The 15,587-nt window shown below is 64.9% G+C and carries 17 protein-coding genes and 1 tRNA gene; 4 read left to right on the top strand and 14 right to left on the bottom strand.

What is annotated here, in order from left to right; genetic code table 11:
- Positions 1-6: 6 nt before the first annotated feature.
- From pheS to ABIC50_RS04565, 10 genes are all read right to left on the bottom strand, one after another.
- A complete protein-coding gene (gene pheS / locus ABIC50_RS04610; protein WP_041489802.1) occupies positions 7-1,020 on the bottom strand; it encodes a phenylalanine--tRNA ligase subunit alpha in 1,014 nt (337 codons plus the stop codon).
- Positions 1,021-1,168: 148 nt separating this feature from the next.
- Positions 1,169-1,528 (bottom strand): 50S ribosomal protein L20, encoded by a 360-nt coding sequence (gene rplT / locus ABIC50_RS04605; protein WP_006052502.1) that lies wholly within the window; start codon positions 1,526-1,528, stop codon positions 1,169-1,171.
- A gap of 30 nt (positions 1,529-1,558) precedes the next feature.
- A complete protein-coding gene (gene rpmI / locus ABIC50_RS04600; protein ID WP_004191477.1) occupies positions 1,559-1,756 on the bottom strand; it encodes a 50S ribosomal protein L35 in 198 nt (65 codons plus the stop codon).
- Positions 1,757-1,946: 190 nt separating this feature from the next.
- Positions 1,947-2,471, bottom strand: a complete 525-nt coding sequence (gene infC, locus ABIC50_RS04595; RefSeq protein ID WP_081467222.1) for a translation initiation factor IF-3 — start codon at positions 2,469-2,471, stop codon at positions 1,947-1,949.
- A 49-nt stretch (positions 2,472-2,520) separates the two neighbouring features.
- A complete protein-coding gene (gene thrS / locus ABIC50_RS04590) occupies positions 2,521-4,428 on the bottom strand; it encodes a threonine--tRNA ligase (protein ID WP_175680000.1) in 1,908 nt (635 codons plus the stop codon).
- Positions 4,429-4,698: 270 nt separating this feature from the next.
- Positions 4,699-4,775: transfer RNA gene (locus tag ABIC50_RS04585), tRNA-Val, on the bottom strand.
- Positions 4,776-4,870: 95 nt separating this feature from the next.
- On the bottom strand, positions 4,871-7,090 hold the full coding sequence (locus ABIC50_RS04580; protein ID WP_354161918.1) for a RelA/SpoT family protein: 2,220 nt from the start codon (positions 7,088-7,090) through the stop codon (positions 4,871-4,873).
- Between the two features lie 39 nt (positions 7,091-7,129).
- Positions 7,130-7,483: a RidA family protein gene (locus ABIC50_RS04575; RefSeq protein ID WP_006758848.1), complete on the bottom strand. Its 354-nt coding sequence runs from the start codon at positions 7,481-7,483 to the stop codon at positions 7,130-7,132.
- Positions 7,484-7,554: 71 nt separating this feature from the next.
- A complete protein-coding gene (locus ABIC50_RS04570) occupies positions 7,555-8,451 on the bottom strand; it encodes an alpha/beta fold hydrolase (RefSeq protein WP_354161915.1) in 897 nt (298 codons plus the stop codon).
- Positions 8,452-8,571: 120 nt separating this feature from the next.
- Complete coding sequence (locus tag ABIC50_RS04565) at positions 8,572-9,477, bottom strand: LysR family transcriptional regulator (protein WP_354162186.1); 906 nt, start codon at positions 9,475-9,477, stop codon at positions 8,572-8,574.
- A gap of 138 nt (positions 9,478-9,615) precedes the next feature.
- Between ABIC50_RS04565 and ABIC50_RS04560 the strand changes: the two genes are divergently transcribed.
- The 3 genes from ABIC50_RS04560 to ABIC50_RS04550 are packed head-to-tail and all read left to right on the top strand — an operon-like array spanning position 9,616 to position 11,943.
- Positions 9,616-10,173, top strand: a complete 558-nt coding sequence (locus ABIC50_RS04560; protein ID WP_354161912.1) for an ester cyclase — start codon at positions 9,616-9,618, stop codon at positions 10,171-10,173.
- Positions 10,174-10,184: 11 nt separating this feature from the next.
- The gene (locus ABIC50_RS04555) at positions 10,185-11,192 is read left to right on the top strand and encodes a polysaccharide deacetylase family protein (RefSeq protein ID WP_354161909.1); all 1,008 of its coding nucleotides are present in this window, start codon (positions 10,185-10,187) and stop codon (positions 11,190-11,192) included.
- Between the two features lie 37 nt (positions 11,193-11,229).
- The gene (locus ABIC50_RS04550) at positions 11,230-11,943 is read left to right on the top strand and encodes an SDR family oxidoreductase (protein WP_354161907.1); all 714 of its coding nucleotides are present in this window, start codon (positions 11,230-11,232) and stop codon (positions 11,941-11,943) included.
- A gap of 77 nt (positions 11,944-12,020) precedes the next feature.
- Here ABIC50_RS04550 and ABIC50_RS04545 read toward each other — a convergent pair whose 3' ends face one another.
- Positions 12,021-12,662: a CoA transferase subunit B gene (locus ABIC50_RS04545; RefSeq protein ID WP_354161904.1), complete on the bottom strand. Its 642-nt coding sequence runs from the start codon at positions 12,660-12,662 to the stop codon at positions 12,021-12,023.
- Between the two features lies 1 nt (position 12,663).
- A complete protein-coding gene (locus ABIC50_RS04540) occupies positions 12,664-13,368 on the bottom strand; it encodes a CoA transferase subunit A (protein WP_011545238.1) in 705 nt (234 codons plus the stop codon).
- A 223-nt stretch (positions 13,369-13,591) separates the two neighbouring features.
- Between ABIC50_RS04540 and ABIC50_RS04535 the strand changes: the two genes are divergently transcribed.
- On the top strand, positions 13,592-14,137 hold the full coding sequence (locus ABIC50_RS04535) for a PAS and helix-turn-helix domain-containing protein (protein WP_011656664.1): 546 nt from the start codon (positions 13,592-13,594) through the stop codon (positions 14,135-14,137).
- A 106-nt stretch (positions 14,138-14,243) separates the two neighbouring features.
- On the opposite strand, the gene ABIC50_RS04530 is transcribed toward ABIC50_RS04535, so the two are convergent.
- Together ABIC50_RS04530 and ABIC50_RS04525 are read right to left on the bottom strand one after the other, a co-directional pair.
- Complete coding sequence (locus ABIC50_RS04530; RefSeq protein WP_006753331.1) at positions 14,244-14,675, bottom strand: acyl-CoA thioesterase; 432 nt, start codon at positions 14,673-14,675, stop codon at positions 14,244-14,246.
- Positions 14,676-14,707: 32 nt separating this feature from the next.
- The gene (locus ABIC50_RS04525; RefSeq protein ID WP_011656663.1) at positions 14,708-15,484 is read right to left on the bottom strand and encodes an SDR family oxidoreductase; all 777 of its coding nucleotides are present in this window, start codon (positions 15,482-15,484) and stop codon (positions 14,708-14,710) included.
- Positions 15,485-15,587: the final 103 nt, after the last annotated feature.

Raw genomic sequence — 15,587 nt, 5'->3', positions numbered from 1 at the left:
CGTGCGTTATGCGAACTGGCGCAGGAAACGCAGGTCGTTCTCGAAGAACAGCCGGAGATCCTGCACGCCGTAGCGCAGCATCGTCAGGCGCTCGAGGCCGCTGCCGAACGCAAAGCCGATGTAGCGCTCGGGATCGAGGCCCATGTTGCGGATCACGGTCGGATGCACCTGCCCCGAGCCCGAGATCTCGAGCCATTTGCCGGCGTTCTTGCCGTGCTCGAACATCATGTCGATCTCGGCCGACGGTTCCGTGAACGGGAAATACGACGGACGGAAGCGCACGAGGATGTCGTCGCGCTCGAAGAATTTCTTCAGGAAATCGGTATAGACGCCCTTGAGGTCGGCGAAGCTGATGTTCTCGTCGATCCACAGCCCCTCGACCTGATTGAACATCGGCGAGTGCGTCGCATCGCTGTCCACGCGGTACGTGCGGCCGGGCGCGATCACCTTGATCGGCGGACGGTTCATGCGCGCGTAACGCACCTGCATCGGGCTCGTGTGCGTGCGCAGCAGCAGCTGGCGGCCGTCGGCATCCTTGCCTTCGACGTAGAAGGTGTCCTGCATCGAACGCGCCGGATGGTTCTCCGGGCTGTTCAGCGACGTGAAGTTGTACCAGTCGGTCTCGATTTCGGGACCGTCGGCCACGTCGAAGCCGATCGAGCGGAAAATCTGTTCGACGCGCTCCCACGTGCGCATCACCGGGTGCAGGCTGCCTGCACCGGCGCCGCGGCCCGGCAGCGTGACGTCGATCGCCTCGGCGGCGAGGCGCTGGTTCAGCAGCGCGTCGGCGAGCGCCTGGCGACGGGCGTTCAGCGCGGCTTCAACCTGCTGCTTCGCGACGTTGATGCGTGCGCCTTCGGTCTTGCGTGCTTCGGGATCGAGCTTGCCGAGGCCCTTGAGCAACTCGGTCAGCGCACCCGACTTGCCGAGAAATCGTGCTTTCTCGTTTTCGAGCGTGGTGATGTCGGCAGCCTGTTCGAAGGACTGCTGCGCGTCGGCGACAATCTGGTCCAGATCCATAGATCCCATCATTTCCAACGTCATTCGGTCTTGGCGAGCAAATCTGCCCACCAAACAAAAAAGGGGCTCGGAAGAGCCCCGTTTTCGCTGCAGCGGCCGAAACTACCGGAACATCGCTGCAACTCACCACGCAGTGCTAATTTCGCAATTAGGCTGCAACGGCGGCTTTCACCTGCTGGACGATCGCAGCAAAAGCAGCCTTGTCGAACACCGCCATGTCGGCCAGGACCTTGCGGTCGAGTTCGATCGACGCCTTCTTCAGGCCGTTGATGAACACGCTGTAGGTCATGTCGTGCTGGCGAACTGCCGCGTTGATACGCGTGATCCACAGTGCGCGGAACACACGCTTCTTGTTGCGGCGATCGCGGTACGCGTACTGACCAGCACGCATCACCGCCTGCTTGGCGATGCGGTAGACGTTATTGCGACGGCCGCGATAACCCTTGGCCAGCTTGATGATCTTCTTGTGGCGGGCCCGTGCGGTTACCCCACGTTTGACTCGAGGCATGTTTCTCTCCTTAGAGTATCAGTTGAGGGGTTACGCGAACGGCAGCATTGCGCGGACGGAGTTCAGATCGGAATCATGAACTGCCGTTGCGCCGCGCAGGTGACGCTTGTTCTTCGTGGTTTTCTTGGTCAGGATGTGACGCTTGAAGGCTTGACCGCGCTTGACGGTACCGCCCGGACGCACCACGAAGCGCTTTGCAGCACTCTTCTTGGTCTTCATCTTAGGCATGACGAACAACTCCAGTTTATTAGATGGCGATGGGTGTGCGGTTGGCATGCGCCCTTGACCCGCCCTTCGAAACCCAGTCCACTTGTGTACGGCGAACCGCTTGCGCAGCCGCCGTCATTGTTGGCGCGCCGCCCTGACCGGGCAACGCACCGAACCACTTCCGAACCTGCGCGCCGTGCGCGCGGGCCCGTTACTTCTTTTTCTTCGGCGAGAGCACCATGATCATCTGGCGCCCTTCCATCTTCGGCATCTGCTCGACCTGGCCGACTTCCTCGAGATCCGTGCGCAGACGCTCCAGCATCCGCATGCCGATCTCTTGGTGAGCCATTTCGCGGCCGCGGAAACGCAACGTGATCTTCGTCTTGTCGCCCTCTTCGAGGAAGCGCACGAGATTGCGGAGCTTGACGTTGTAGTCACCGTCATCGGTACCCGGGCGGAATTTGACTTCCTTCACCTGGATGACCTTCTGCTTCAGCTTCGCTTCGTGCTGCTTCTTGGACTCCTGATACTTGAACTTGCCGTAGTCCATCAGGCGGCAGACCGGGGGAACCGCTTGCGGCGCGATTTCCACCAGGTCGACATCCAGTTCTTCCGATTTACGGAACGCATCAGCGAGTTTTACGATACCGAGCGGTTCGTTCTCGAGCCCGACCAGACGCACTTCCGGCGCAGAAATTTCACCGTTGATGCGATGCGACGACTTATCAGTAGCGATGTTACGTTTCCTCTAAAAATTAAAAAAACGAGCCGCGCTGCCAGGGCGGTTACTTGAACGAGCGCAGGTCTTCCTGCAGACGCTCAACGAAGGCTTCGATCGGCATAACGCCAAGATCGACGCCGCCACGGGCACGCACGGCTACCGTTTGCGCATCACGCTCCTTATCCCCCACGACGAGGAGATAAGGCACCTTTTCCAGCGTGTGCTCGCGTATTTTATAGCTAATCTTCTCGTTGCGCAAATCGCCCGCCACCCTAACCCCTTGTTTTTGCAACGTTTGGGTCAGAGAGTGTGCATATTCCACCTGACTTTCGGCGATATTGAGCACAACTGCCTGGAACGGCGCGAGCCAGGCCGGCATCGCGCCGGCATGGTGCTCGATCAGAATGCCGAGGAATCGCTCCATCGAACCGACGATCGCACGGTGCAGCATCACCGGCCGGCGGCGGCTGTTGTCCTCCGCGACGTACTCGGCACCGAGGCGCTCCGGCAGCACCATGTCGAGCTGCAGCGTGCCGCACTGCCACGACCGGCCGAGCGCATCCTTGATGTGGTACTCGATCTTCGGACCATAGAACGCACCTTCGCCCGGCAGCTCTTCCCACGACAGGCCGCACGCCGTCAGCGCGTCGCGCAGGCCCTGCTCGGCACGATCCCACGTTTCATCCGTGCCCGCACGCTGTTCGGGGCGCAGCGACAGCTTGATGTCGATGTGCTCGAACCCGAAATCCTTGTACACGCTCATCGCCAGCGTATTGAACGCGATCGATTCGGCGATGAACTGCTCTTCCGTACAGAAGATGTGCGCATCGTCCTGCACGAAGCCGCGCACGCGCATCAGGCCATGCAGCGCGCCCGATGCCTCGTTGCGGTGGCACGAACCGAATTCCGCGTAGCGCAGCGGCAGGTCGCGGTACGAGCGCAGGCCGTGCTTGAACACCTGAACGTGCCCCGGACAGTTCATCGGCTTGATCGCGTAGTCGCGCTTCTCCGACTCCGTCGTGAACATGTTCTCGCGGTAGTTCTGCCAGTGGCCCGACGCTTCCCACAGCGAGCGGTCCATGATCATCGGCGTCTTGATCTCGAGGTAGCCGGCGTCGTTCACGCGGCGGCGCATGTACTGCTCGACCTGCTGCCACAGCGCCCAGCCCTTCGGATGCCAGAACACCATGCCCGGCGACTCTTCCTGCATGTGGAACAGGTCGAGCTGCTTGCCGAGCTTGCGGTGGTCGCGCTTTTCCGCTTCCTCGAGCATGTGCAGGTATTGGTCCTGGTCTTCCTTCTTCGTCCAGGCCGTACCGTAGATGCGCTGCAGCTGCTCGTTCTTCGAGTCGCCGCGCCAGTACGCGCCCGCGACCTTCATCAGCTTGAAGACCTTCAGCTTGCCGGTCGACGGCACGTGCGGGCCGCGGCACAGATCCGTGAAGCCGCCGTGCGAGTACAGCTTGATTTCGTCGCTTTGCGGAATCGATTCGATGATCTCGGCCTTGTACTTCTCGCCGATGCTGCGGAAATAGCCGGCCGCCTCGTCGCGCGACACGACGCGGCGCGTCACCGGCTCGTCCTTCTTCGCGATTTCCTGCATGCGCTTTTCGATCTTTTCCAGATCTTCGGGCGTAAACGGGCGGTTATACGAGAAGTCGTAGTAGAAGCCGTTGTCGATCACGGGACCGATCGTCACCTGCGCATCCGGATACAGTTCCTTCACCGCGTACGCGAGCAAGTGCGCGGTCGAGTGACGGATGATGTCGAGACCGTCGGCATCCTTGTCCGTGATGATCGCGAGCGCTGCGTCGCGATCGATGACCGTGGACGTGTCGACGAGCTCGCCGTCGAGCTTGCCTCCAAGCGCAGCCTTCGCGAGGCCGGGACCGATCGAGGCTGCAACCTCGGCAACTGTCACCGGATGCTCGTATTGTCGAACTGAGCCGTCAGGCAAGCGTATCGAAACCATAGCAATCTCCGTGATGCCGACAGTGGGCGGCAAACCAGGTACGCGATATAAAAGTCGCGCGCGAAATTTCGCGACAAAAAAAATGCGGCCCCGCTTTCGAGGGGCCGCATTCGATACTTCACTCAGGCTGAAAGGGCGAAAACGTTCCTCGACTAGCGTCGCTCCGAAAAGGTTTCGGTCAACGTTCGCGGTGTCATAACCGTATTCGCCCTGTTCGCGTTGAGTTATCTACTGCATCGAATACCCGGAAACCGGGCATTCTCAATTCGTTGGTAGGCTCGATTGGACTCGAACCAACGACCCCCACCATGTCAAGGTGGTGCTCTAACCAGCTGAGCTACGAGCCTAGAGAAGCTAAGATTATATGGAGCCAGCGCCGACTTGGCAAGTGTTTTATGCGGCCGCAGCAAAAGGCTCGTATTCCGGCCCCATTACAGGGAAGTCACGTCTTGCGCCCCGCCCGCACGACGCCCGCTACTTCGCCAAGCAGCGTGCACGCACGCTGCACCTGCGCGGAATTCGACACCTCGACCGTGAACTGCATGAACGCCGCATTGCGGCGGCTCTGCGTCTTCACGCCCACCACGTTCATTTTCTCGCGCGCGAACACTTCCGAGATGTCGCGTAGCAAGCCTTGCCGGTCGCTCGCCTCGATCATCAGGTCGACCGGATAGACGGACGCGCCGCGTCCGCCCAGCACGTCGGCCGACCAGGTGGTCTGCAGCACGCGCTCCGGCGCCCGTTCGGCCATCCGCCGGAAGGTGGGGCAGTCGCTGCGGTGAATCGACATTCCCTTGCCGCGCGTGACGAAACCGCTGATCGGGTCGGGCGGCGCCGGACGGCAGCAGCGCGCAAGCTGGGTCAAGAGCGCATCGACGCCGACCACCAGCACGCCGGTCGACGCGCCGTGCGCGACACTCGCCCCGCTGCTGCGCTTCTCGAAATCGGCGGGCGCCTCGGGCGCATGCTCGGGCGGCGGCGCATCGGACAGCGCGTGCTCGACGTGGCGCAGGCTGAATTCTTCCTTGCCGACGACCGAGAACAGTTCGTCGGGCGACTTGAAGCCGAGCTTCGCGGCGAGGTTGTCGAGATTGACCGACGTCTTGCCCTCACGCTGCAGCGTCTTTTCGACGAGCGCGCGGCCATGCGCGATGTTCTCTTCCTGCTCGATCGAGTTGAACCACGCGCGCACCTTCTGTCGCGCACGCGAACTCTTCAGGTAGCCGAGCTGCAGGTTCAGCCAGTCGCGCGACGGGCCGCCCTCCTTCACCGCGACGATCTCGACGGTCTGGCCGTTCGCGAGCGACGTGTTCAGCGGCACCATCACGCCGTCGACGCGCGCGCCGCGGCAGCGATGGCCGAGCTCGCTGTGCAGGTGGTACGCGAAATCGACCGGCGTCGCGCCCTGCGGCAGCGCGATCACGCGCGCCTGCGGCGTCAGCACGTAGATGTGGTCGTCGTCGAGCGACGTCTCGCGCAGCTGGGCCCACGCCTGGTCGCCCGACACTTCGACGTCGTCCTTCCATGCGAGCAGCTGGCGCAGCCACGCGATCTTCTCGTCGTACTTGTCGCTCGCCGAGAACTGGCCGCCATAGCCGCGCGCGCCGGCTTCCTTGTAGCGCCAGTGCGCGGCGATGCCGTACTCCGCGAAGCGGTGCATTTCCTGCGTGCGGATCTGCACCTCGAACGCGCGGCCGTCGTCGCCGATCACGACCGTATGCAGCGACTTGTAGCCGTTCGGCTTCGGGCGCGAGATGTAGTCGTCGAATTCCTTCGGCACCGGCTGCCACAGGTGATGCACGATGCCGAGCACCGCGTAGCAATCCTTGATGTCCGGCACGATCACGCGGAACGCCCGCACGTCGTACAGCTCGGCGAAGTCGAGCTCCTTGCCGCGCATCTTGCGCCAGATGCTGTAGATATGTTTCGGCCGCCCGCTCACGTCGGCCGGGATGTGCGCTTCCGCCAGTTCGTGCTGGAGCCGCTCGATCGCCTGCGCGACGTACGCCTCGCGCTCGACGCGCTTCTCGTCGAGCAGCTTGGCGATGCGCTTGTAGGTGACCGGATCCTCGAAGCGGAACGCGAGATCCTCGAGCTCCCACTTCAGTTGCCAGATGCCGAGACGGTTCGCGAGCGGCGCGTAGATCTCGAGTGTCTCGCGCGCGACGTCGGGCAGCGGATCGATCTTCGCCGCCGCGTAATACCGCAGCGACTGCAACCGTGACGCCAGCCGGATCAGCACCACGCGGATGTCCTGCGCGAACGCCAGCAGCATCTTGCGCAGCGCCTCGATCTGCGTGCGCCGCTCTTCCGCCGCGTCGCGCCCGGCTTCAGGCATCGCATTCTGGGCGCGCAGGCTGACGGTGCCGAGCCGCAGCAGCTTGCGCACGTCGGACACGAGCCGCGCGACCTCTTCGCCGAACCGTTCGGTCAGTTCCCGCTCGGGATCGTTCAGGTGCGGCGTCAGCACGAACAGCGCGGCCGCCTGCATCGCGTGCGGGTCGACGTTCAACGTGCGCATGATCGACGCGGTGCCCGCCGAGTGATCGGCGAGCAGTTCGCCCGTCGACAGGCGCGCGTCGCCGGCCCGCTCGCGCACGAACGCGAGCACGTCGTCGAACGACGGCGCCGCGACGGAAGAAGCGGTAACGGACTCGGTCATCGCACGGCCTGGCGTATTGCGGTCATCGTGATGCTTCGCTCAGCTCCGCTGCGCGGCGACGACGACGATCTCGACCAGCAGCGCCGGATCCGCGAGCTTCGCCTCGACGGTCGCGCGCGGCGGCGTGTTGCCCGGCGCGACCCACGCGTCCCACTCCGCGTTCATGCCTTCGAAGTTCGCGAGATCCGAAATGTAGATCTGCACCGACAGCAGATGCGCCTTGTCGCTGTTCGCTTCGGCGAGCAGGCGGTCGATGTGGCCCAGCACTTCGCGCGTCTGGCCCTTGATGTCCTGGGTGGTGTCTTCGGCGATCTGGCCAGCCAGATACACGGTACCGTTGTGGATCGCGGTTTCGGAGAGACGGGCTCCGACGTGGTGACGAATGACTGCCATGGAATGTTCCGGTCGTTTGAGTGGTGAAGAATCGGCGACGGCGCGGCGCCGAACCGCATATTATGACGCGTTTATGAGGCGCCTTCGACGAAAAACCGCCGCGCGAGCGCAATCTGCTCGGCGTTCAGGAATGCCGGCGCGTGCCCCGTGCCGGGAATTTCCGCCTGCGTCACATGCCGGCCGCGGCGCACCATCTCGGCGGCGGTCTCGCGCGACAACAGGTCCGACTCGGCGCCGCGCACGACGAGCAGCGACGCATCGGTCGTCTCGATCGCGCGCCACAGCGCGGCCTCACCGAGGGCGGCCAGCTCGGGCGTCGTCGCCTTGAACGGCTCGGCGATGCGCGGATCGTAGCGCATCGTCCAGCCGCCGTCGGGCAGCTCGCGCAGCAACGGCCGGTTGATCTCGCGCCATTCATCGGCGGTCAACTCCCCGAACGGCAACGACAGCGATGTCAGATAGTCGACGCCTTCCTGCTCGGTCGCGAAGCGCGGCTGCACGCCGAGGTATTCGCCGATGCGCGTCAGCGAATCGGGTTCGATGCGCGGGCCGACGTCGTTGACGATCATCCGGCGCAGCGGCGAACCGGGCAACCCCGCGAGCGCCATGCCGATCAGCCCGCCCATCGACGTGCCGAACCAGTCGACCGACTCGACGTCGAGCCGCGCGATCAGCGTAACCATGTCGGCGACGTATTGCGGAATCGCGTAATGCCGCGGATCGGCGAGCCAGTCGGAGCGACCGCGCCCGACGACGTCGGGGCAGACGACGCGATACGTATCGGACAGCGCGGCGGCGAGCCGGTCGAAGTCGCGCCCCGAACGGGTCAGGCCATGCACGCAGACCAGCACGCGCGGATTGGCCGGGTCGCCCCATTCGGTATAGGCGACGTGGTGAAGGCCGGCGACGCTTGCGCACTGCACGCGTCGCTGACGGGGAACCGGGGGATTCGCTGAGGTGATCGGCATCGTTGGGATCCTGTCGAACAGAGGCGGCGCGGCGGGCAACGCGTGCGCCGCCCGATGCAAACGATTGTAAACCGCTTCGTCAACGCAGGTCGTCACGCACGCCCATCGTTCGCAGCGTGCTCAGCCGCCGCGGCCCCATGCGCCGCGCAACTGCTCGCGCAGGAAATCGACGAAGGCGCGCACGCGCAACGGCACGTGACGACCACCGGGATAAACCGCATGAAGCGGCGCCGCGGGCGCCGCGAATGCCGGCAACACGCGGACCAGCCGACCGGCATCGAGATCGGCACCGACGTCCCAGATCGACTTCAGCGCGATGCCCGCGCCCTCCAGCGCCAACGTACGCGCCGCGCCGCCGTCGTTCGTCAGCAGCGCGGCCGTCACCTCGACCGCAACCGTGCCCTGTGCGCCGTCGAACCGCCACTCGGCACGCGGCTGGTCGCCCATCACGATGCATCGGTGCGCACGCAGCTCGGCCGGTTCAGCCGGCAAACCGTGCGCGGCGACATAGCCCGGCGACGCGCAAAGCACACGATGATTGGGCGCCAGCTCGCGGGCGATCATCGTCGAATCGGCGAGGCTGCCGATCCGCACGGCGACATCGATGTCATGCGCGAGCAGATCGACGATCGCATCGGTCAGCATCAGTTGCACGATCAGTTCGGGATGCCGCCGCTGAAACGCCGCGACGAGCGGCGCGATCCGCAGCCGGCCGAGCTCGCCCGGCGCCGTCACGCGCAGCACCCCACCGACCGTGCCGCGGCGATCACTCATCAGCGTTTCGGCACGCTCGACTTCGGCCAGGATACGCAGCACCTGCGCGTGGAACTGCGCACCGTCGTCGGTCAGCGTCTGCTGCCGCGTCGTCCGGTGCAGCAGACGCACGCCGAGCTGCGATTCGAGATGCGCAAGCCGCTTGCTGACGACGGACAGCGACAGGTCGAGTTCGCGCGCCGCCGCCGACAGGCTGCCGGCCGACACGATCCTCGCGAAGGTATCGAGCGCCGGGAGATCGTCGATCAGCATCGCGGCACCGGTCTCGAGCAAACCTTTCCTTTTTTCGAATAATCCATTCGATTTCCGACCGTATTTAGATGGAAATCGAAAACCTACCATACCTGTTCCGCGTCGTCGCACGACGCCATCCACAGGACACCCGAAACCATGTCGATTCGCCTTCTTTCGGCCGCTCGCCCGATCACCCGCATCATCGCCGCGGCCGCCTGCGTCGTCGCGCTGTCGCCGGCCACCTCCCACGCGGCCGGCCTCGTCGAGCCGCACAGCCTGACCGTCGCGGCCGACCTGCCGGCCCAGAAGGCACGCGCGCAGATCCTCGCCGCGCGTCGCTACGGCACGTTCTGGGATACCGGCGACGCCAGCCTCGCCCAAACGGCACTCGCCACCGGCTTCATCGACCGGACGCTTCCGGCCGGCCGCGCACAGGGCGTCCCGGGGCCGCTCGCGGCATCCCAAACGATGCGCGCGGCCATCCCGGACCTGCGTTGCGACATCGAGCAGATGATCGTCGCGGGCGACCGGGTCGTCGTGCACCTGCATTTTCGCGGGCACTTCACCGGCACGTTCAATGGCACGGCCGGCAGCGGGCAGACGGTCGACTTCATCGCGACCGACATCTACCGGATCGATCACGGCCGGATTGCGGAAAACTGGCACATCGAGGACAACCTGACGCTGATGCGTCAGCTCGGGCTCGTCGGCTGACGGAGAGGACCATGACCTACAACGACTCCCATTCGGCGACGCCTCCGGCGCGCCGCACGTTTCTGGCACAGGCCGGCGCTGGGCTGGCGGCCGGCGTCGCGATGGTCGCGGGCGCCTCGGAGCCGGCCGCCGCCGCGCCGGCACCGCAGGAAGACACGCGCGCCGGCGGATTCTGGCCGAACGATACGCGTCTGGTCATCTCGATCTCGATGCAATTCGAGGCCGGCGGACAACCGCCGAAGGGCGCGGACAGCCCGTTCCCGCCCGTCGAATTTCCATCGTCGGTGCCGGTCGATCTGGCGTCGGCCACGTGGTTCGCGTATGGCTATCGTGAAGGGATTCCGCGCCTGCTCGACCTGTGGGATCGGCACGGCGTGAAAGTCACGTCGCACATGATCGGGGAAGCCGCACGCCGGCATCCCGAACTGGCGCGCGAGATCGTGTCGCGCGGCCACGAAGCGGCCGCACACGGCCCGACATGGCGCTCGCAATTCGCGATGACCCGCGACGACGAGCGTCGTTTCCTCACCGAAGCACGCGACATGGTCGAAGCGGTGACGGGACAGCGCCCGGTCGGCTACAACTGCAACTGGCTGCGGCGCGGCCCGCACACGCTGCCGCTGCTGCAGGAACTCGGTTACGTGTATCACATCGACGACGTCAGCCGGGACGAGCCGTTCATCGAGACCGTCGGCGGTCGCGATTTCGTGGTCGTCCCGTACACGCTGCGCAACAACGACATCCTGCTGATCGAGGGCCGCAACTACTCGCCGACGATGTTTCTCGAGCAGATCAAGCTCGATTTCGACCAGCTGTACGCGGAAGCCGGGCAGCGGCGCAGATTGATGTCGATCAGCGCGCACGACCGGATCAGCGGCACGCCGCAGATGGTCCGCGCGTGGGATGCTTTCCTGCGCTACGCCCGATCGCATCCGGGGGTGGCCTTCATGCGCAAGGACGACATCGCCCGCTTCGCGCTGCGCAGCCCGTCGACGCTGCGCGAAGCCGAAACGATCTGACCGGGTTCCACTCACCTCCTCTCATCGGCACAACACCATGAACGATCCACTCCACGGAAAGAAAGTACTTGTCGTCGGCGGCAGCTCGGGTATCGGCGCCGCGGCCGCGAAAGCCTTCGCGCAACGCGGCGCTGCCGTGACGATCGCATCGCGCGACCCGGCCAGGGCCGGTGCAGATGTCGCGCCGGACGGGCACGTGCGCACCGAAGCGCTCGACATCACCGATACGGCGGCCGTCGAAGCGTTCTGCGCGCGCGTCGGCCAGTTCGACTACGTCGTGATTTCGGCCGCGAAGACGGCCACGGGCCCGCTGCGCGCACTGCCGCTTGCCGACGCGCAGGCTGCGATGGACAGCAAGTTCTGGGGCGCATACCGCATCGCCCGCTCGATCGACATCGCACCCGGCGGTTCGCTGACATTCGTGTCGGGTTACCTCAGCGTGCGGCCGAGCGCGTCGTCGGTGCTGCAGGGTGCGATCAACGCGGCGCTCGAGGCGCTCGCCCGCGGCCTCGCGCTCGAGCTGGCGCCCGTGCGGGTGAACACCGTGTCGCCGGGCCTGATCGCGACGCCGCTGTGGGACAAGCTCGCCCCCGACGCGCGCGATGCGATGTACGCCGGCGCCGCCCAGCGCCTGCCCGCACGCCGTGTGGGCCAGCCCGAGGACGTCGCGAACGCGATCGTCTACCTGGCCACGACGCCTTACGCGACCGGTTCGACGGTGCTGATCGACGGCGGCGGCGCGATCGCGTGACGCGTGCGGTGATGGCAAAACGCCCCGCGTTCCTGACGGAACGCGGGGCGTCGAGGGTCATGCGGAAAGAACGATGCTCAGGCGACCGCGCTTACATCGAGCGGTGCGCCCGTCTTCGCCTGGATCTCTTCCGCGCTCACGCCGTCGGCGAGTTCGAGCACCTTCAGGCCGGCCGGCGTCACTTCGATCACACCGAGATCGGTGATGATCAGGTCGACCACGCCCACGCCCGTCAGCGGCAGGTTGCATTCGTCGAGGATCTTGTGCTGGTCGCCTTTCGCGACGTGCTCCATCAGCACGACGACGCGCTTCACGCCCGCGACGAGATCCATCGCGCCACCCATGCCCTTGATCATCTTGCCCGGGATCATCCAGTTCGCGAGGTCGCCCGTCTTGCTGACCTGCATCGCGCCGAGGATCGCGAGGTTGATGTGGCCGCCGCGAATCATCGCGAACGAATCGGCCGACGAGAAGATCGACGAGCCCGGCAGCGTCGTGACGGTCTGCTTGCCGGCGTTGATGAGATCCGCGTCGACTTCGTCCTCCGTCGGCGACGGGCCGATGCCGAGCAGGCCGTTCTCCGACTGCAGCCACACCTCGACGCCTTCCGGCACGTGGTTCGCGACGAGCGTCGGCAGGCCGATGCCGAGGTTCACGTAGAAGCCGTCCTGCAGTTCCTTCGCCGCGCGCGCGGCCATCTGGTCACGATTCCAGGCCATGTCAGTCTCCTTTCGCGCGTACGACGCGTTGTTCGATGCGTTTCTCGGGCGTCGCGTTCAGCACGATGCGCTGCACGAAGATGCCCGGCGTGTGGACCTGGTCCGGATCGAGCGTGCCGTTCTCGACGATCTCCTCGACTTCCACGACGGTGATCTTGCCGGCCATCGCGCACATCGGGTTGAAGTTGCGCGCGGTGCGGCGATAGATCAGGTTGCCGGACTTGTCGGCCTTCCACGCCTTCACGAGCGCGACGTCGGCCGTCAGCGACGGCTCGAGCACGTAGTGGCGATCGCCGAACTGGCGCGTTTCCTTGCCTTCGGCGATCACGGTGCCGTAGCCGGTGTTCGTGAAGAAGGCGGGAATGCCGGCGCCGCCCGCGCGCAGCTTCTCGGCGAGCGTGCCCTGCGGCGTGAATTCGAGCTCGAGTTCGCCGGCCAGGTACTGGCGCTCGAACTCCTTGTTCTCGCCGACGTACGACGAGATCATCTTCTTGATCTGGCGCGTTTCCAGCAGCAGGCCGAGACCGAAGCCGTCGACGCCCGCGTTGTTGCTGATGCAGGTGATGCCCTTGACGGCCGAATCGCGCAGTGCCGCGATCAGTGCCTCGGGAATCCCGCACAGGCCGAAGCCGCCCACCGCGAAGGTCTGTCCGTCACGGACGATCCCTTCCAGCGCGGCGGCCGCGCTTGGATAGACTTTGTTCATCTGTATGTCCCTTCCTCTATGGAAACCAGCAAAACCGGTTCACGCGCCCACTGGGCCGCAAGCCCGCCGCACCATTCTATGCATGCACGGCGATACCTGCGTCGAGGCGCGCTGTTTTTATATCGCGGCAAACCACCGCGAGATGCCTGAAAGGGTACGATGCGGCGTGGATACGGCACAATACGCAAAAATACATAAGCATTTCCCTCCGCCTGCCTGCGCCATGCCCGCTCTCGATTACCAGACTGCCTTTCACCTCGCGCCGCTCGGCCTCGTGATGTCGCGCGACCGCGTGATCGAGGACTGCAACGACGCGCTCGCGTCGATCTTCCGCTGCGCGCGCGCCGATCTGCTCGGGAAGTCGTACGAGGTGCTCTATCCGTCGCCGGGCGAATTCCAGCGGATCGGCGAACGCATTTCGCGGGTGATGATCGCGAACGGCATCTACGCCGATGACAGAATCATGAAACGGGCCGACGGCGAGCTGTTCTGGTGCCACGTGACCGGCCGCGCGCTCGACCGCACCGCGCCGCTTGCGGCCGGCATCTGGACCTTCGAGGACCTGAGCGCGACACGCCGCGTCGCCGTCGAGCTGACTCCGCGCGAACGCGAGATCGCCGCGCAGCTCGCGACCGGCAAGACCAGCAAGCAGATCGGGCGCATGCTCGACATCAGTTCGCGCACGGTCGACATCTACCGCGCGCGGCTGATGCGCAAGTACGGCACGAACAATACGCCGGAGCTGCTGCAGCGCCTGCTCGGCCAGTAACACGCGCGCCGCAATGGCAATCGGCCGCGTGACGCGGCCGATTCGGGAGAACTTCAGGAAATGGCGACACACCGGCGCCCGTGCACCGGCGTCGATGCCGCCGCGCTCAGCCGACCTTCGCCGCGAGCGCGCGCTCGATCGTATCGCGCAGCAGTTGCGGCAGCGGCACCGACTTGCCGAGCGCATAGTCGACCCACACGCAGCGCGCATTGCCGCGCGCATAGACGTGCTGCGGATCGTCCGCGCGCGTCAGCTCGAAACCGGTGTCGAAGCTGCTGCGGCCCGGCTTCGCGGCCGACATCCGCGCGATCACGTCGCCCGGATAGTGCAGTTGCTTCAGGAACTCCATCGACGCCGTGACGATCACGGGCCCCTGCCCCTCGCCGTTGCCGCCCGCGATGCCGAGTTCCTCGAACCACGAGATCCGCGCCTGTTCCATGTAGCGGAAATAGACCGTGTTGTTCACATGGCCGAACGCATCCATGTCGCCCCAGCGGATCGGCATCGACATTTCAAATACGGGGGAATATTCGCTCATTGCAGTCTTCTTTGTTGCTGAGTGTCATCCACTCAGGCGAGGCCGAAGCCATCGTCGGCGGAGATAATCGAGCCGTTGATGAACTGCGACTCGTCGGCCGCGAGCAGCAACAACAGCCCGTCGAGATCCTGCGGCTTGCCGACGCGCCGGCGCGGCAGTATCGACTGCAGCTTCTGGCCCTGCTCGGTTTCCCACAGGTAATGATTGATTTCGGTATCGATATAGCCCGGACAGATCGCATTGACGTTGATCCCGTGGCGGCCCCATTCGAGCGCCATCGCGCGCGTCATCTGCACGACCGCCGACTTGCTCATCGCATACAGCCCGATCTGCGGGAACACGCGCAGGCCGGCCACCGACGCGATGTTGATGATCCGGTACGGCGGCTTGCCGTTGCCGTTCGCGCGCATCATCATCCGTTTCGCGACTTCCTGCGCGACGAAAAACGCGCCGCGCGTGTTGGTGTCGAACACGAATTCGAAATCGGCCGGCGTGACGTCGACGAGCTTCTGCATCGTCGAGACGCCCGAATTGTTCACGAGGATGTCGATCGTACCGGCTTCCGTCTCCGCGTGCGCGATGGCCGCCTTGATGCTCTGCACGTCGGTGACGTCGAGCGACACGACGTGTGCGGCACCGCCCGCCGCCTCGATCTCCGCGCGCAGTTCCTTCAGGCGCTCGACGCGGCGGCTCGCGAGCACGACCTTCGCACCGGCCTGCGACAGCACCTGCGCGAAGCGCTGCCCGAGACCGCTCGATGCGCCCGTGACCAGCGCGACCTTGCCTTCCAGATTGATCGATCGACCCATTGCACATCCCCTTTCGATATCGTTTCGCCGCGACGGGCGCCCTGCCCCACGCAGCATAACCCTGGCACAAAAAATAGAACGATCGTGCTAATCTATTCGCATG

The organism is Burkholderia sp. 567 (assembly GCF_040545115.1).
Lineage (GTDB): Bacteria > Pseudomonadota > Gammaproteobacteria > Burkholderiales > Burkholderiaceae > Burkholderia > Burkholderia ambifaria.
Note: the sequence above shows the minus strand (reverse complement) of the source record. Positions and strands in the feature narration are given on the sequence as shown.